Annotated in this window: 16 protein-coding genes; 6 read left to right on the top strand and 10 right to left on the bottom strand. The window is 59.5% G+C overall.

Going from position 1 to position 16,135, the window contains the following annotated elements; genetic code table 11:
* Positions 1–4 precede the first annotated feature (4 nt).
* Together PI739_RS18960 and dhaL are read left to right on the top strand one after the other, a co-directional pair.
* Positions 5–1,006, top strand: a complete 1,002-nt coding sequence (locus PI739_RS18960) for a dihydroxyacetone kinase subunit DhaK (RefSeq protein ID WP_010202455.1) — start codon at positions 5–7, stop codon at positions 1,004–1,006.
* 3 nt (positions 1,007–1,009) lie between these two features.
* Complete coding sequence (dhaL, locus tag PI739_RS18955; RefSeq protein WP_054081436.1) at positions 1,010–1,660, top strand: dihydroxyacetone kinase subunit DhaL; 651 nt, start codon at positions 1,010–1,012, stop codon at positions 1,658–1,660.
* Between the two features lie 12 nt (positions 1,661–1,672).
* Here dhaL and PI739_RS18950 read toward each other — a convergent pair whose 3' ends face one another.
* From PI739_RS18950 to PI739_RS18940, 3 genes are read right to left on the bottom strand one after another with little or no spacing between them, the layout of a single operon-like run.
* Positions 1,673–2,758 carry a Rieske 2Fe-2S domain-containing protein gene (locus PI739_RS18950; protein ID WP_003434017.1) on the bottom strand — a complete coding sequence of 362 codons (1,086 nt, stop codon included), beginning with the start codon at positions 2,756–2,758 and terminating at the stop codon, positions 1,673–1,675.
* Positions 2,743–4,359 (bottom strand): GH3 family acyl-acid amido synthetase, encoded by a 1,617-nt coding sequence (locus PI739_RS18945; RefSeq protein ID WP_003434019.1) that lies wholly within the window; start codon positions 4,357–4,359, stop codon positions 2,743–2,745. Before PI739_RS18945 ends, PI739_RS18950 begins: the two co-directional genes overlap by 16 nt.
* Positions 4,359–5,276 carry a fatty acid desaturase family protein gene (locus PI739_RS18940; protein WP_003434020.1) on the bottom strand — a complete coding sequence of 306 codons (918 nt, stop codon included), beginning with the start codon at positions 5,274–5,276 and terminating at the stop codon, positions 4,359–4,361. The genes PI739_RS18945 and PI739_RS18940 overlap by 1 nt, the downstream gene beginning before the upstream one ends.
* Positions 5,277–5,413: 137 nt before the next feature.
* Between PI739_RS18940 and PI739_RS18935 the strand changes: the two genes are divergently transcribed.
* On the top strand, positions 5,414–6,280 hold the full coding sequence (locus PI739_RS18935) for a metal-dependent hydrolase (protein ID WP_003434022.1): 867 nt from the start codon (positions 5,414–5,416) through the stop codon (positions 6,278–6,280).
* Between the two features lie 24 nt (positions 6,281–6,304).
* A complete protein-coding gene (locus PI739_RS18930; protein ID WP_003434024.1) occupies positions 6,305–7,252 on the top strand; it encodes a hypothetical protein in 948 nt (315 codons plus the stop codon).
* Here the strand turns inward: PI739_RS18930 and PI739_RS18925 are convergent.
* Together PI739_RS18925 and PI739_RS18920 are read right to left on the bottom strand one after the other, a co-directional pair.
* Positions 7,200–8,315, bottom strand: coding sequence for a hypothetical protein (locus PI739_RS18925; protein ID WP_003434026.1), 1,116 nt, complete (start codon positions 8,313–8,315; stop codon positions 7,200–7,202). The two genes, PI739_RS18930 and PI739_RS18925, sit on opposite strands and share 53 nt — an antisense overlap.
* Positions 8,309–8,974, bottom strand: coding sequence for a hypothetical protein (locus tag PI739_RS18920; RefSeq protein WP_003434027.1), 666 nt, complete (start codon positions 8,972–8,974; stop codon positions 8,309–8,311). Before PI739_RS18920 ends, PI739_RS18925 begins: the two co-directional genes overlap by 7 nt.
* A 232-nt stretch (positions 8,975–9,206) precedes the next feature.
* On the opposite strand from PI739_RS18920, the gene PI739_RS18915 reads away from it, so the two are divergent.
* Positions 9,207–10,655 (top strand): fatty acid desaturase, encoded by a 1,449-nt coding sequence (locus PI739_RS18915; protein WP_003434029.1) that lies wholly within the window; start codon positions 9,207–9,209, stop codon positions 10,653–10,655.
* 320 nt (positions 10,656–10,975) lie between these two features.
* Here PI739_RS18915 and PI739_RS18910 read toward each other — a convergent pair whose 3' ends face one another.
* On the bottom strand, positions 10,976–11,377 hold the full coding sequence (locus tag PI739_RS18910) for a (R)-mandelonitrile lyase (protein WP_248688556.1): 402 nt from the start codon (positions 11,375–11,377) through the stop codon (positions 10,976–10,978).
* A gap of 102 nt (positions 11,378–11,479) precedes the next feature.
* Here PI739_RS18910 and PI739_RS18905 point away from each other — a divergent pair, with 102 nt between their 5' ends.
* Positions 11,480–12,370: a LysR family transcriptional regulator gene (locus PI739_RS18905; RefSeq protein WP_054081437.1), complete on the top strand. Its 891-nt coding sequence runs from the start codon at positions 11,480–11,482 to the stop codon at positions 12,368–12,370.
* Positions 12,371–12,452: 82 nt separating this feature from the next.
* On the opposite strand, the gene PI739_RS18900 is transcribed toward PI739_RS18905, so the two are convergent.
* The 4 genes from PI739_RS18900 to PI739_RS18885 all read right to left on the bottom strand — a co-directional run bounded on the left by PI739_RS18900 (position 12,453) and on the right by PI739_RS18885 (position 16,121).
* Positions 12,453–13,250, bottom strand: a complete 798-nt coding sequence (locus PI739_RS18900) for a phosphodiesterase (RefSeq protein WP_271352098.1) — start codon at positions 13,248–13,250, stop codon at positions 12,453–12,455.
* A 120-nt stretch (positions 13,251–13,370) separates the two neighbouring features.
* A complete protein-coding gene (locus tag PI739_RS18895) occupies positions 13,371–13,958 on the bottom strand; it encodes a peroxidase-related enzyme (RefSeq protein WP_096128020.1) in 588 nt (195 codons plus the stop codon).
* On the bottom strand, positions 13,958–14,485 hold the full coding sequence (locus PI739_RS18890) for a CMD domain-containing protein (protein WP_072366590.1): 528 nt from the start codon (positions 14,483–14,485) through the stop codon (positions 13,958–13,960). The genes PI739_RS18895 and PI739_RS18890 overlap by 1 nt, the downstream gene beginning before the upstream one ends.
* Positions 14,486–14,555: 70 nt before the next feature.
* Positions 14,556–16,121: an ABC transporter substrate-binding protein gene (locus tag PI739_RS18885; RefSeq protein WP_271352097.1), complete on the bottom strand. Its 1,566-nt coding sequence runs from the start codon at positions 16,119–16,121 to the stop codon at positions 14,556–14,558.
* Positions 16,122–16,135 lie beyond the last annotated feature (14 nt).

Genomic DNA, 16,135 nt, shown 5'->3' with positions numbered 1-16,135 from the left:
CGTTATGAACCGAGTGATAAACGATCCGGACCAGGTGGTCGAGGACATGCTGCGCGGCATTCTGGTAGCGCACCCCGAACTGTCGCAAAGTGACGGTAATCCACGGGTCATCAGCAAAACCCGGCCTTCGGAGCAAGGGCGCGTCGGTATCGTTACCGGCGGCGGCTCGGGTCATGAACCGGCCTTTCTCGGCTATGTCGGTCCAGGGCTGGTGGATGCGGTAGCGGTCGGCGAGATTTTTTCCTCGCCTACTGCCAAGAGCTTTTTCGACGCCTTTCGCGCGGCCGATCACGGTGCAGGCATCGCCTGCCTGTACGGCAACTACGCGGGCGACAATATGAACGTGAAGCTGGCGATGAAAATGGCCGCCAGCAAAGACCTGCAAGTGCGCACCGTGGTGGCCAACGACGATGTGGCCTCGGCGCCGAAAGCCGATATCGCCAAGCGACGCGGAGTGGCCGGGGAAATTTTCATGTGGAAGGTCGGCGGCGCTGCGGCCGCGCACGGTTACGATCTGGACGGTGTGATCCGTGTCGCGCAAAAGGCCGTGGATCAATGCCGATCCATCGGTATCGGCCTGACGCCCTGCACAATCGCGGCGGTCGGCAAACCCAACTTTCAGATCCCAGACGGCAAAATGGAGCTGGGCATCGGTCACCATGGCGAACCGGGTATCGAAGTCATCGACATCGAGTCTGCGGCGGCCATGGCAGAACGCATGCTCGCGCCGATTCTGGCCGACCGGGATTTCAGCGTGGACGACAGCGTAGTCGTGCTGGTTTCAGGCCTCGGAGCAACACCGGTAATGGAACTCTACGTGTTCTACGCCGAAGTGGAGCGTCTGCTCAAGGCTCGGGGCTTGAAAATCCATCGTTGCTACGTGGGCAATTACTTCACGTCGCTGGAGATGATGGGGGTAACCCTGACGCTGCTTGGCCTGGACGCCGAACTGAAAACCCTGATCGACCACCCTTGCCGTTCCATCGGCATGACCCAGGCGGAGTGAACCATGAGCGAGCAATTCTCTACCCAACATGGCACTGCCATCGTTGCCGACCTGGTGAGCGTGATCGTCGCCAACCGCGAATACCTCAGCGAAGTGGATGGCGCGATCGGTGACGGCGACCATGGCATCAATATGGCCAAGGGCTTCGCCCACTGCGGCCGTACCATCGAAGACCGCCAATTGAGCCTCGCCGAGGCGCTGGATGAGCTGACCCTGAGCCTGATGGAAGGCATCGGCGGATCCATGGGCCCGCTGTATGGCAGCCTGTTTATCGGCATGGCCGATCAGGTACGCGGCTGCGAGCAGATCGACGCCGCTGCCTTCGCCAGACTGCTGCGCGGCGGCCTCACTTCACTGCAGGACATCACCGAAGCCGGCGTCGGCGATAAATGCCTGATGGATACACTGATTCCGGCCGTCGAAGCCTTCGAGCAGGCCCACGCCCGGGGTGAATCATTCAGTGCAGCGCTCGATGCAATGAAAAGCGCAGCATCACAAGGGCGCGATTCCACCCGCGATCTGATCGCGAAGATAGGCCGGGCGAGTCGCCTCGGCGAACGCTCGCTCGGCGTGCTGGATGCAGGCGCGGTGTCGTGCTGCCTGATACTGACGCAACTGGCGGATTCAGTGCAGCCGAGGCTGAAAGACCGTTAAAACACCGCACTATCAAAGCTCGAATCGAATCCGCCGCTCGCGGCGCTGTGCTTCCGGCAGCGCCTCGCCGCGCCGGACCGCAGCAAGCAGTTGCTCGACGCCCACATGGATTGCATCGGCAGGCACATTGCACGGCTTGAAACCAGACGCATTGTCGAGCCCTTCGCGATGCGCCCGAATGATTCTGACGTCCTGTTGAATCACAATGTGCGTGTACAGATGGATAAAAGGACGCAATATCCTCAGCACCCAGGCTGGAATCGGAAAACGATAGGCAATGTAGGTGTAGACGCGCGACTGGCGATCATCGACAGGCGTGATCTGGCTCACGATCAGGAAGCCTGAGCGCACTCCCCACAGGTAATCACAAAACGTCACGTTAGGCGCCAGAAAACGATCCGTATGCACAAGCGGCTCGGCGTCCGGGTTGGTCAGCCATTGCATCATCCCTATCTCGTCGACTTCGTCGTGATAGACAACCTCGATGCTCTGAGCCTTACAGGAGAGCGTCGCTTCCATGGCTCGACCACTGCTGGAGCGAAAAATACCCTCGTGAACGAACACCGTGTGCGGCACGTCCAGAAAATTCTGCACCAGACTGCCGACATCGGCGTCGAAGGTGTTGATCATGAAATAGGATTGCCACGGCCGTTCGCCATAAGCAGGCAGCCGGAATATCGGTGTTTGGCGAGCATCGCGCGCGCCGGTGTAAACCCAGACCAGGCCATCCTGTTCGCAGACGGCAAAATGGCGCTGTCGGTAGCGATACTCAGGCGACTTCGCTGCGCCCTGCTTGGCGTCTACGCTGGGAATATGCACCACCTGACCGTTCGCGTCATAGCGCCAGCCATGATACGGGCACACCAGACAATCATCGGTGATTTTGCCAGCTGACAGCCTTGTGCCACGGTGCACACACTGGTCCAGCAATGCAGCGGGCTGCCCGTCGCGCTGGCGAAACAGAACGATATTCAGGCCGAGTATCCTGGCCCTGTATGGCTTGCCTTTGCGCAACTGTTTCTGCGTGCACGCCACATACCACTGCTCACGCGTGCCGTCGTCACGGGTATCGGTTTCACTGATCAAGGTTGCGGGCATTCAGATTCTTCCGTGATTGCAAGAAGCGCGTCAGCCGTGTCCAGACGGCTGATCAATGCACGCGGCTTGACGTCGCCTGCACGAATACCCGTCGACTCCGCAGCGCGCTGCAGCAATTCTGCGAGTTTTTGCGCCCCCCCACAGACAAAACGCAGACGCACCGGGCCCAACTGACCCAGCGTGCGCGCATGTGCATAGTGAAAGGAGCGCTGCAGGACCATTTCAATATTGTTGGCCAACGCATTGCGGCAAATGCTTGCCAGTGTCGTCGTTGAGGTACACAGCAGCACCACATAATGCGGCAGTGTACTGCTGGAGTCGGGTATCAGGCATGCGCTGTCGGCTACGTCTATGCATTGCGCAAGGGCTCGCTCGACCAGTTGCTCATCGAGCTTCTCGCCCACCAGGTCACAGGCACTTGCGCAACGCCCGACAAATTCCACACGCGGCGTCCCGGCGAGCTTACCGACTACGCGCACCCGATCACCCAATGCATACCGGTAAAGACCTGCACCGGTAGTCAGCAGCACTTGCGCGGTTTCACCCATGCGCAGGGAGTGAGCCTCTTTTGACAGCCCGTCGTCCCCGATGAATTCCAGATAATGACTGCCTATCGCCAACGGGCAGCCAGCCCCTTCGCCAAACGGGAGGCTGACCACGCCTTCGGTCGCGAACAATCCTTTGGCTAACCAGCGTGCCTGAGGGAAAAGCGAAGCCAGTTGCTGGGCGTATACTCGACTCGGCCCGTCCATCCAGCAACTTACCGCCGCCAGACCAGGCCACAACTCGGTGAATACTCCGTGAGTAAGGGCGTGACGCAAGGCTTTCTGGCGATTTGCCGGCAACCTTTTTTCAAGCCAAGCAACTATCTGCCGACTTTTAGGCGATTCAGTGTCGAGCAGTGGCTGTAGCAGGCTGGTCAGAAACGTCGGGCTCCACACGCTGATAAAGCTCAGCCCGGCATCTGCAATCAGGGCGAGCAGCGTTTGTCTGCGCCAGTGCGCCACGTCGCTGGCCAGTTCAGGAATCAGCAATGTGCCGGCCAGCCCGGCGATTGCGCTGCCTTGCAGATATTGCAGATCGCTGACACTGCCGATCGGTATGCCATTGGCCGTCATTGCCGGCTGCTGCATGGGCGGCGACATGGACCAATACCCGCTGCCATGGCTAATTTCCGGGACCTGGCGGTACATATCGGCCAGCCATACCGTCAGGGAAGCCTGCAATTGGCCAAGGAATTCCTGCGTATAAGGGATGTGTTTCTGCAGTGCACTATTGCCGCTGCTGCGCTCGAAGAATAACGGCGCACTGGCGGTCAGTATCGGCCCTTGTTGATGCTGCGCACGCTCGATCCAGGGTTGCAATTGGGCATAGCTGTGTAGCGGCACCCGCTTGCGAAACTCTTCGGCATCGCGGATTCCGGCAAAATCATGGGCTTGGCCGAAGGCGCAGTCACGGTTAGCCGACAGCATACGCAGCAGTAAACGCTGCTGAGACTCCTCAGGCTGCTCGAACAGACGCTGCCAGTGATCGAGCGTGGCGTTAGCACTGCCCATGAACGAGCGCCACAAGGCCCTTTTCACATCATCACCCACAAGCATCAAAAGTAGGTCTTGTCGAGCTGGGTCAGGTCATCGGGCAGTCGCTGCGGAGGCATGAACACCTGCAGCCAGCCGAACCACAGAGGTCGGGTTTCCTTTGGATTGGATGCCGCATGCATGTGCTGCCAATGCATCTGTGAATGGCGGTGGTGAGTCAGGTTGTAATTGAAGTTGAGGAAAGCCCAGCGGACCATGCGCGGCGCGCGCATGTTGTAGGCACCTTCCACGACATCTATCGGGGTGCGCATGTGATAGACCCATTGCAGCGATGACCAGGAAAAACCGAACGCGATATAGGCAATCAGAACCACTTCCCAAGACCAGCCAAACAGGTAAGCACACGTCAACCAGACGATAATGCCGATGATGACTTCCTTACGGATGCGCCGAAAGTCGCTGATCGAGAAATCCCTGAATGCTGCGGCGTAAGTATTGACCTCACCGCTCTGCGACCATCGATCAGCTATACGTGGCGGCAGCAAAGGCAGCAGCAGGCTGCCGACGAACGCCGCCAACCAGATACCACCGAGCACCGCAAAATAGTATTCCAAACGTTTACGCAGCAGCGATTCATCCGGCATCGCAAAATCGGCCAGTTCGGCACGTGTGCGGTTGCGTGAGTGGTGCCCGAGGTGATTGATGTGGATCAGCGTCGCGGATGCCCCAAACAGGGTCGAGGCCCACCACATCATCAGGTAATTGACGGTTTTGTCGCTGTGCGCAAGGCTGTGAAATGCCTCGTGCATCATCGAGAACACACCCTGCATGACCAGACAGAACGGAATCAGGATCAGCCATTTCCATGGACCTGCGCCGGTGTTGGACAGCCAGGTAAGCGTAGTGCCCCAGAACAGCGTCTGCAGCGCCAGCACAGCCAGGTTGGCCTTGTCGAAACGGCGTGCCGGGTGAATATCCATATATAACTGCGCCTGAATGACCACATTCGAAAGCACGGAAGTATACCTGCCCTAGCGCCAGTATGGTTATTCGGCAGTTTCAAGCCTGCCGGAGTCTGGCACACTGTGCACCTTGATATCACGGTAAGCCGAGCCCCATGTCGCTCTTCAAACGCATCCTGTCCAGGCGCTCGGCGGCCATGCTCTCCCCGCAGGCGATCAGGCACCGATCAATACGCTTCACCTTCGATGACAGTATCCCGCGCTACTGGCATGGCGGCCGGACGCATACCACGCGCTTTTTCGATTGTCTGTCGTTCATGTTTCCTCAGGGGGAAAAAATCTTCATCGAGAGTGTGGTGCACTTTCGCCACAAGCTCGACAAAGGCAGCGCTCTGGATAAGGCCGTCGACGATTTCGTCTATCAGGAGGCGTCGCACATCCGCGAACACCGTGCCTATAACCTGCTTCTGGGCGCACAAGGCGCGCCGGTCGAAAAACTGGAACGCATGCTGCTGCGACGCAGAAAGGAAAGCGAGCGATTACCGGCCAGCTTTCGTCTGGCGTTGACGGCCAGCCTTGAACACATCACCGCAATACTGTCCGAGCAGATTTTGCGAAACCCGGCATTCATGGCAGGCGCCGACCCGACGATGGCGCGCCTGTGGCGCTGGCACGCAATGGAGGAGATCGAGCACAAGGCGGTCGCCTATGACGTGCTGTGCAAAGTGGAACGTAACCCGCTACGGCGTTACCTGCTTCGTTGGGTGGCGATGACGAGCCTTTCGGTGTATTTCACTTTCGACCTTACTTACTTTACCTATTACCTCGTGCGCGGGGACCGGCAACACCGCAACTGGCGCGAATGGCTGCGCCTGCAGTGGTGGTTGTTCGTCAATCCCGGCCTGCTTTCGCGCATCGTGCCTGCCGGGCTGTTCTGGTTCGTGCCTGGCTTCCATCCTGACCGAATCGACACACGCGAACTGCTCGACAACGCTCGCCAGGCACTTGATGAACAGCGCTGAAGGCAGCTTTCGGGGCCGGCTCGCATGAGGACGATCTGGAAACCCGAGGGCTTCGAGGAATGGCAAAGGCATTTCCCGGCTACTGCGTTCGTGCGTCATCCTGCGGAGCTGGACTGGACCGATCTGTTCCTGCAGCGCTGGCAAGCGCCCTTGCCCGCTCTGCCAAAGGACACCCTGGTCGTGCTGGTTGCAGGTCTCTACTCGGAATTCATCCTCTACTGCAATCGCGCCTGCGCCCGGTCCCTCACCTCTGCGGGCCACGATGTCCTGCGTATGCCGGTGCGTTCCTCTCGCGGTGTGATCGCGCAAGGCAGGCACATCGCGACCCTACTCGGCAACCGACTCAAACCAGGACAGCGTTTTGTGGTGCTGGCTCATAGCAAGGGTGGCCTGGATACACTGGCAGCGCTGTCACAGAACAAGCATCTGCTCGACGCCTGTGACGGCATCGCTCTGGTGCAGCCGCCCGCTGGGCCATCGCCGATCATCGATGCGCTGCTGGGTCACGGCGCCGCTGGCGCTGGCCGAGGCTATCGCATGGACAGGTTCCGTCAAGTGATGATCAACAGCGCTCCGCTGGCTGCGGGTACCCGGGACATCAGCAGCCGCCGCGACCCACAGGTTGCCAAAATGCTCTCCGCCCTGCCCGACACGCTGCACTGCCTGCATGTCGTCAGTTGGTCCGCTGCGCGGCGCTCACATTTCGATACTCATCATCAGCGCCTGAATGCATTGCGTCCCGGGCATGCACATGACGGTCAGTTCTACATGGAACACCTGGCATTGCCAGGCGTCCCGCAGGTCTGCCTGCCGGACCTGGATCATGGTCAGCCAATACTGGGCGGCCCCGGCTTTGACCCGGCGAGATTCTGGCGGACATTGCTCGACATCCTTCACCAGACACGTGCGCCAGAAGGCTCTACACCAGATAGATTTCGAAGCCCGGAATACTCGCCGCACAAGCCTCGGTAAACTCGGCTGCGTGGCCACCGCAGGGTGCCGTGTAAAGGTCCATCGGCAAGGAAAAGGCGTGATACCGATGCATTGCCTTCCACAGCGGGTCCTGATCGTACAGGCATAATTGCATCAGCGAGTAGTCGTTGCGTACCTGCTTCCAGGCAATATCCATCAGTGCGCAAAATACCTCGGGGTCACGCTGGCGAACCTGCAGGTGGGTCAGGTAGATATCCCGCAGTGCCTGGCCAGGCGCGGCGATACCCGGTCGGCCTGCCAGAGGGGCGAGCGCATTGTAGCCAAGGCGCAGTAACTGCTGCGTCAGGGGCATCTGTTCGACGACGATACGTTTTATCTTCCCGGCGTCCCAAGGCGCGACGCAGCCAAGCAGGTTGTCGCGGTCATCGACAGCCAGCAGAAACGAGTCAATGCCGAAATCCGGCCACTGGCTGAGCCTGCGCTCAAATTCCGCCTCGGTGAACACACAGCCGAACGATTGTCGGGATGACTCGCTATCGAGAAACGCCCTCAGCGCATCCAGATACCGGGGAGCTGCCCGTACCACCCTCACCTTGGCGCTCGTACGGGGAACGCTACTCAAGCCACGCTGGCCGTACACTGAGACATTACTGTAGCCACGCCAGTGTGCGAGTTTCAGCGGGTTTGCTCGTCGTCTTCCCAACAGTGACTGGGTTGCCAGAGCGTTATTGCGGATGATGCAGCAATAGGCATGCTGTGCGCCTGTTTCACGGGAAAGATCCGCCAGACGCGCCTCTACCTCAGCCATCCATGACCGGGACAACCTGCGATCGGGCGTCAGTCGGAGATCGCCCAGATACGCGACCGGCTCGACACCACCGTGCAGGTAACCATCACGTACCACCAGACTGGCCGAGCCGCGCAGCTCGCCCTCCGGACCTTCTGCGATCCAGGTGCGCTGATCGTCGGCATGACAGCGATGCAGGGCGAAATAGTCCGGGCTACGATCAAAACGCAGCGGCATGCTCCCGCGCATCGTGTGCCGCCGTTGAAAGTCGAGAAGTTGCGAATTGTCCGCCGCACCGGCCCGACGAATCAGCACGTCGAATACTGCTCGCTCACAAACAGCCGTCGAGCCAGCGGTCGCAGGTTTTCGGGGTCAAGACGACACAGGCAAACCAGTTCGTCGCCCTCGGCGTAACCAGGGTTCTTTTGCAGGAAGTACTCGACTTCCGGCAGCTTCGCGTGATTTTCCGAGATCAGTGCAAGCTCCGCGCTGAGGCGCCCCTGCGGTGACTTGAATGACAGCACGCCGGTGGCCGGGTCGTAGGCATCGCCAAAACGCGCATGTGCCAGGTGATCCATCAGGGCCTGAACACGAGGCGCTGTCGAATGACCCGCACGCGGTGCGTAATCCAGTACCATTGCCCGCAGATAGCGATAGGTTCGATGCCCCTTGCAGATCAGAAACCAGTACAGGGGGACATCGGGAGACTGACGCCACAGGTCGCCCACCAGTCGTGACCAGGCGAAGGCGAGTTGTTGGCTGCCCCAGTGTTCAGGGGTGATGATAGTGTCTCCGGAAAAGACGAATTTGCAGGGCTGGTTGTCCCAGCTCATTTCAAACAGTTTCAGCGTCGTGAAGCCCATGATCGTGTCATGGGTGTCACGCAAAACGACACAATGCGTTTTGTCATCCAGATCCTGCTCGAATCGAACCCGGCAGGTATCCTGATAGCAGGCAGAATAAATCTCGAACATCCGATCGATATCGACCGATCGTAAATCGGGGCGCCCAACGGCGGTCGCGCACAAACTCATGGAGGCCTTCGATGTATGGAAACACAATGACCGGATTCTGAATCGCCGGGCCGCCAAGGGCAACCAGTCTCTCGGCACAATGTCCCGATTCTTCTGAAAACATCGCTGCGCATAGTCTGGCCTGTCCGGGTGTTCGCTTGCGCACGTATCGAATGAACCAGGCTTCGCACCCATGTATCCTCATCACTGCGCCACGTCCAGCACTGATCGTCCCGTCACGTGGCTGTTGGCCTACCTGCTGGTCACCGGCCTGCTGTACTTTCTAGTCACACACGTTCCAATGGGCGCTGTAAGACTCGTCGAGCCTGGCATTGTCGACGCTCATATGCCCTTGCTGCCGTTCACGCTGCCGCTGTATCTCAGCTATACGCTGGTGATGCCAGTGCTTGTGTACATGGGGCGCCAGTCATCATGGCTGTTGCCGGTGTTTTTCGCTGGTGCCCTGGCCGCCGGGCTGTGCCTGGTCAGCCACCTGTTCTGGCCGACCATGATCCTGCGTCCTGAAACCGGTTCCGCGTGGCTCGACAGGCTGTACCGGCTCGATGCGCCACTGGCGGCCTCACCCAGCGGGCATGTGGCGTTACCTGTTGCAATCAGCATGGTCATGGGCGGGTTGCGGCTGCGATCGGCCTGGGTATTTGTCCTCTGGAGTGCAGTGCTCATGCTGACGGTGATGACCACCGGGCAGCATGTCTTCACCGACATGGTCTCAGGCTTGGTCATTGGCGTGGCCTGCGGTATCACGACTCTGGTCCTCAGGCACTGTGCGGTGGACATGCGCACTCTATCGGCACTGCTGCTCGAATGGCTGTGCATACTGGTCACGATTCGTGTCGCGATTTACCTCGCAGACTGGCGCTTTTATCTGCTGGCTGTGCTCGTCGTGGCAGCAAGGCAGCACGCGTTGTTCGTTCTGTATCACGATGCGACCCATTACCACCTGACTCGACAGCGCAGTACCAATGACTTCCTGATCAACCTGGCTATCGGTGTCCCGGGCCTGGTGCCGATCGAATTCTACCGCCCCCTGCACCTGGACCATCACCAGCACGCGGGTACCGAACAGGACCCGGAACGACGCTTTCTCTATTACCGCCAGCCTTGGCATTTCCGGCCGTTAACCACGAAGCTGCTGGCCAGACAACTGCTGGGCGACTTGCTGCTGATCAATACGCTGCGCAATATTGCCGCCTACAAGGCCGCAGGAGGCGCGCCGCCAGCGATCACCCGCCCGCTGATTTCGGCAGCGCTGGTCTGGCTGGTGATTGTCGCCGCGCTCATCTGGCAATGCTCGGCGCAAACGTTCGGTTTGGTGGCGATGCTGTGGTTTCTGCCCCTGATAACGGTCGGCACCCTGCTACAGAAAATTCGCAGCATGGCCGAGCACAGCGGCGGCCCCGGCGTCACGCCTGGCTGGGAAGATTGGACATACGCCTGGCGCGTCGGCTGGCTGGGACGATTTTTCATCTGGCCCTACCACATCAACCTGCACTTGCAGCACCACCGAACCGCCAGCATACCGTGGCATGCCCTGCCCTCTGCAGTTCGAGCCGAGGAACAGCTCATGGCATCCCGCTCGCTTGCCTCGCTGATGTGGTCGAGGCTCAAGCAGAAATACTGATGCCTGATTGTATGGACGTCCTCTTCAATGTTTACTCATGAGCTGAATTCATGAGCCTATCCGATCACGCTCTATTGTTGACGAAATGACAGGCCTATAAGGTAATCCGGTCATCACGAGGCGGATTTGCACATGCGGATTCGCTCGAGTTTTACCGAGAAACTGTTCATGCGAAACCCGAAAAAATTATCTTGGTCATCGGTGCAGGCTCCACAGGGCAAGCCATCGCCCGCGGTGTCAGCGCGGGCAGACCGTTGGCGAAGTGATCGCCGAAGGCGATTCGGGCCTCGTATTGATATGGCGACCTGGCCCCGGCATGGTTACTCGCCGTTATTGGCGGCGTGGTAGTCGACATCCGAGACCTGCTCCATCCAGCCTTCCAGCACCTCAGCAATGGCGATGTGGGTCATGGCCGTCGTTGCGGTTGCGCCATGCCAATGCTTGACGTTGGGCGCGATCCACACAGTATCGCCGGGCTTGATCATACGAACCGGCTGGCCTTTTTCCTGCACCAGCCCCGCGCCTGCTGTGACAATCAGCGTCTGCCCCAAGGGATGGGTATGCCAGGCCGTGCGTGCGCCAGGTTCGAAGGTGACGGTAGCACCGCTGATTCTGGCGTCTTGCGACCCCTTGAATGGCGCATCAACACGCACTGTGCCGGTGAAGTAATCGGCCGGGCCGCTGGCTGATGGCTGTGAGCCGCTGGAATTGATGACAATCATGGCAAATCCTTAAGCGTTATTGGAGAGTGCTCCAATCTACCCACCGAGAACTATTGCGACTATCCACTACAATTCGAAAATACTTATCGACAGGACTCATCAATGCTTCGGGAAAACGCCGCCGATCTGCTTGCCTTCCTCGCAGTCGCTAAAGAGCGAAGCTTTACCAAGGCAGCTGCCAAACTGGGTGTTTCACAATCAGCATTGAGTCATACCGTTCGCAGCCTGGAAGCGCGCCTTGGCCTGCGTCTGCTGACACGTACGACGCGTAGCGTATCGCCCACGGAGGCTGGCGAACGCCTGATCCAGAAAGTCGGCCCGCACTTCGATGAAATTGAAATCGAGCTGGCAGGACTGAGCGACTTGCGCGACACCCCTGCCGGCAAGATCCGTATCAACGCGATGGATCACTCACTGGACCTCATCATCCGGCCAGTGCTCAACACCTTTCTGCCCAAGTACCCTGACATCAGTGTTGAAGTGTATTGCGACTACAGCTTCGTCGACATCGCCGCCGAGGGGTTTGATGCGGGGGTGCGGCTGGGTGAAGCCGTAGCAGACGGAATGATCGCCACCCGCATAGGCCCGGACATGCGTCTGTCGGTAGTCGGCTCTCCAGCCTACTTCGAAGGCCGCACGAAACCCGAGACGCCCAGAGACCTTACAGCCCATCGTTGCAATAATCTGCGACTGCCTACCAACGGCGGGCTGTACGCCTGGGAGTTCGCCAAGGATGGTGAGAGCCTGAACGTGCGTGTCACCGGTCAGGTCACGTTCAACGGGGTCTATCCACTGCTGGATGCTGCACTCGATGGCTTCGGCCTGAGTTACATCCCGCATGACCTTGTCGCCCAGCATATCGAAGCCGGACGCCTGATTCAGGTGCTGGAAGACTGGTCACCGACCTTTGCCGGCCTCCACCTCTACTACCCGAGCAGACGCCAGGCATCACCCGCATTTGCCCTTTTGCTGGAGGCATTGCGCTACCGGTGATTGATTGCGGCCGTCATTCTGTTCAATCTCATTAACGACCAAGTGGCCTGACGGCGCTTGGCTGCCAGGCTGATGCGGCGGCTCAGGCGAAGGAGAACGGTCCTTCAAATCGGCCTATCGGCACCCAGTGGGTAATAAGGCCGGTGTCGGCCTTCCAGTGGTGCAGCAACAGCGCGGGAGGCTCGACATAGGAAGCGTCGGCAGCATCCGGGCGCAGTTGCAAGGCAATGGCCGTCGTCGTGCTCGGGGCCGTGCACATCAGCGTGCCGCCAAAGCGCAGCTGCATGAAACGATGAATATGACCGCAGACGATTCGCTCGACAGCCGGGTATCTGGAGACCACCTCGGCCAGCCGCTCGCCCCTTTCACAGCGATAGGCGTCGATGCAGTGAATGCCACTTGAAAACGGCGGCTGATGCATCATGATCAACGTCGGTTTGTCAGGCTCCAGCGCCAGTGTACGATCCAGCCATTGGGTGGCGGTATCGGTCATGTCGCCGTGGTGCTGGTCGGGCACGCTGATATCCAGCCCGATGATGCGCATCGGCGCGGAACCCGAGTCGACGAAGCTGCAGTTTTCCTCATTGATGAAGTAATCGTGCTCCGGGAAGGCACTACGCAGGTTCTGCCGATGATCATGGTTGCCCGGTATCATCAAAAGCCTCTGGCGCAGCGGCTGCAGCAGCTCTCGGGCCATTGCGTACTCCTCGGGTCGCCCCTCGTCCACCAGATCACCGCTGAACAGGATCAGATCAGGCGCCGGATCCAGGGCGTTTATCGTTTCGACGGCAGCCGCCAGCATTGCATTCGAATCGACAACGCCTTGATAGAGTAGCCCTCTGGGTCGTACATGCGTGTCAGAAATGTGCGCTATCAGCATTCCATTACCTCAATCGTGACCAGGTCGCTTATCCACTAGTACAGCGAACTTGCAACGACCGGGCCAGACTTCGCCCCGGCCATTACTGAAGCGCCGCAGCGATTGAGAACACCGCAGTCTTTAAACCTCTGGAAACACTGGTTCTCCCAGATTGAGCATCAGCCGGTTCGCCCAGGCGAATATCGAGATGGCGTGAATCAGGTCCAGCACCTGTGTATCGTCCAGCCCCTGCTCGTACAGCGCCTGGATATGCCCGGCGTTGAGCGAGGCCGGTTCGAGCGTCAGGTCGATGGCGAACTGCACGATGGCTTTTTCACGCGCGGTCGTACCTGCCGTATGGGGGTCGGCAAATACCTGCGCGATAACATCATTGCGCTTGGCCAGTTGTTCGAAGCGTTGCGCGTGCACTGACGCGCAGTACACGCAGCGGTTGATCCGCGACACGACAGTGCTCGCCAGCTCCCGCTCGGCGCGCGACAGGCCACCCGGTGCGTACATGATCGCGTTGAACGCCTGTGAGCGCTGACGAAGGATGTCAGGGTGATGTGCCAAGGTCAGGTAGTAATCCGAGGTCTTGGCCTGCGGGTGGCTTTCTTCAAGCACAGCGACCTGCTCGGCGCTTGCGCTGTCGAGGTCCACGGTGGGCAGCCAGGCTTTCCAGCCCAGTACCTGATTGGTGAAACCTTCAATTTCAATCAGTTCGCTCATCAGGCTGCTCCGGCAGACTTTAACGCATCCAGCCCTGCGGCCAGACGCACTTGATAGGACAGGAATGCGATCAGTTGTGCCAGCACTACGATTTCAGCGGTGCTCAGGCCCTGATGTTGCAGCGCCTGCAACGCGCTTTGATCGCCGTGTACCGGAGACTCGATCAAGGTCCGCGTGAAGCGCAGGATCGCCGCCAGACGTGGGTCTTCCAGCAGATCGATTCGGCTGGCGTCCACATCGGCCAGCACATTTGCCTCGGCGCCTGCCGTCTGCAACTGCGACAGGTAATACCCGCTCAGAGTCGGCTGCGCGCTCAGCAGCGTTGCGTAATACGCCACCCAAAGGCGTTCGCTCAGTGACAGGTTGTGCGCCAGTGCCGGGTCGAAAAACAAGTCCTGACTGCCCTGGGTTGCCAGGGCCACCTTGTCCCGCGCATGACGAACCGCGTGCAGCGGGCTGTCGGGTGCAATGCCCAACAGGCTATCGAGGGTGTCCGGAGTCGTTGAATGTTCAGTGGTCGATGTCATGACAGGTCCTGCAATGCTGTGGTTGCATTCGCGCAGCCGCTGGCAAAAGCGGCGCGTTCATGAAAGAGAATCAAGGCTGCTCGGTGACCATGGTCGCTGCAGTGCGGTCGCTGACCAGCGGCTCGACCTTGAGGCCTTTGCGCGCTGCCCAGATGTTCTGGTAATGGAACAGCGGGATGATGCCGACGTCGTCACTGACAATCTGCACCGAGTCCTGGAGAATCTTGCGGCGCTTGGCCTCGTCGAACTCAGCGGTCGAATCAGCCAGGGCCTTGTCCACCAGCGGATTGCTGTAATGCCCCCAGTTGGAAGCGCCCTGCCCTTTGCTGCTGTCGACCGTGGTCAGAATATTGGTCAGGGCATACGCCGCCTCGCCGGTGCCATTGCCCCAGGCAATCACGCTGATCGCCAGTTCATTCTTGTTGGCCTTGCCCGCGTACACCGCCCACGGCAATACCTCCAGCTGAACCTTGACGCCGATCCGTGTCCAGAACTGCGCCACCGCCTGCATGACCTCCGGTGCCTGCGGATAACGGTCACCTGGCACATGCACAGTCAGTTGGAAGCCTTCGGGAAAGCCTGCCTGCGCCAGCAGATCCTTGGCCTGCTTGACGTCATAGGGAATATTCTTGATCTGCGGGTTGTAACCGAACGTATTGGCCGGCATCCATTGATTGGCTTCGGTGACGGTGCCCTGCATGATGCGTTCGTTGATGGCCGGGCGGTTGATGGCCAGGGACAGCGCCTTGCGCACCCGCACATCCAGCAGCGGGTTTTCGGCCAGCGGCTTGCCCGCGTTGTCGCGAATGAACTCGTTCGGGCCGGCGCGGAAACTCGGCTGAACGATCAGCGCACGCAGCCCCTGATAGGCGAAGACATTGACGTTCGGCGTTTTGCGCAGGCGCTCCACATCAGTAGGCGATACCTTGTCGATCACGTCGACATCGCCCGCCAGCAAGGCTGCAGTACGGTTGGCGGCGTTGGCGATGAAACGGAAATCAACCTTGTCCCAGGTCGGTTTGCCACCCCAGTAACTGTCATTGCGAGCGAATATCGTGCGATCACCCGGCACGAACGAGACAAACCGGTAAGGTCCGGTGCCAATCATCGCCTTGCCCGAGTTGTAATCGGCGCTGCTGGCTGCCGCACCGGCGTGGCGACTGACGATATAGATCGAATCGACGTCCGGCAGCAGATTGGCGTTGGGCGAACGGGTCTTGATGATCAGTGTGTGATCGTCCTTGGCCTTGACCGATTCCACGGTACGCATGGCCCCTGCGTAAGAGGCCACGCTGCCGGGTACGTTTCGCGCGCGCTCGAAGGAGAAGACCAGATCATCGGCGGTCAGCGGCGTGCCATCCTGCCATTTGACGCCATCACGCAGGGCGAACTCCCAGGTGGTGTCGTCCACGACCTTCCAGCTCTTGGCCAGGCCTGGCAGGGTCTTGTCATCACGGCGGCTGACCAGCGATTCGAAGGCATGCAACGCTACCGAACGGTCTCCGGCATAGTTATTGAGCTGTGGATCGAGGGACGAGACCGGGTCGGCATAGCCGATGCGCAAGTCCTGTGCCGTGACACTGCCGGCGGCCAGCAGCAGGGCCGACGCTAACAACGAACGAACGAGTGGTTTCATGGGTGATTCCTTGT

This window comes from Pseudomonas cerasi, from assembly GCF_027983475.1.
GTDB classification, from domain to species: Bacteria; Pseudomonadota; Gammaproteobacteria; order Pseudomonadales; family Pseudomonadaceae; genus Aquipseudomonas; species Aquipseudomonas cerasi.
Note: the sequence above shows the minus strand (reverse complement) of the source record. Positions and strands in the feature narration are given on the sequence as shown.

Bases quoted from the DNA above. Each gene is read 5' to 3' on its own strand.
- PI739_RS18960 (WP_010202455.1), top strand. From the start codon at position 5: ATGAACCGAGTGATAAACGATCCGGACCAGGTGGTCGAGGACATGCTG.
- dhaL (WP_054081436.1), top strand. From the start codon at position 1,010: ATGAGCGAGCAATTCTCTACCCAACATGGCACTGCCATCGTTGCCGAC.
- PI739_RS18950 (WP_003434017.1), bottom strand. From the start codon at position 2,758: ATGCCCGCAACCTTGATCAGTGAAACCGATACCCGTGACGACGGCACG.
- PI739_RS18945 (WP_003434019.1), bottom strand. From the start codon at position 4,359: ATGCTTGTGGGTGATGATGTGAAAAGGGCCTTGTGGCGCTCGTTCATG.
- PI739_RS18940 (WP_003434020.1), bottom strand. From the start codon at position 5,276: ATGGATATTCACCCGGCACGCCGTTTCGACAAGGCCAACCTGGCTGTG.
- PI739_RS18935 (WP_003434022.1), top strand. From the start codon at position 5,414: ATGTCGCTCTTCAAACGCATCCTGTCCAGGCGCTCGGCGGCCATGCTC.
- PI739_RS18930 (WP_003434024.1), top strand. From the start codon at position 6,305: ATGAGGACGATCTGGAAACCCGAGGGCTTCGAGGAATGGCAAAGGCAT.
- PI739_RS18920 (WP_003434027.1), bottom strand. From the start codon at position 8,974: ATGTTCGAGATTTATTCTGCCTGCTATCAGGATACCTGCCGGGTTCGA.
- PI739_RS18915 (WP_003434029.1), top strand. From the start codon at position 9,207: ATGTATCCTCATCACTGCGCCACGTCCAGCACTGATCGTCCCGTCACG.
- PI739_RS18910 (WP_248688556.1), bottom strand. From the start codon at position 11,377: ATGATTGTCATCAATTCCAGCGGCTCACAGCCATCAGCCAGCGGCCCG.
- PI739_RS18905 (WP_054081437.1), top strand. From the start codon at position 11,480: ATGCTTCGGGAAAACGCCGCCGATCTGCTTGCCTTCCTCGCAGTCGCT.
- PI739_RS18900 (WP_271352098.1), bottom strand. From the start codon at position 13,250: ATGCTGATAGCGCACATTTCTGACACGCATGTACGACCCAGAGGGCTA.
- PI739_RS18895 (WP_096128020.1), bottom strand. From the start codon at position 13,958: ATGAGCGAACTGATTGAAATTGAAGGTTTCACCAATCAGGTACTGGGC.
- PI739_RS18890 (WP_072366590.1), bottom strand. From the start codon at position 14,485: ATGACATCGACCACTGAACATTCAACGACTCCGGACACCCTCGATAGC.
- PI739_RS18885 (WP_271352097.1), bottom strand. From the start codon at position 16,121: ATGAAACCACTCGTTCGTTCGTTGTTAGCGTCGGCCCTGCTGCTGGCC.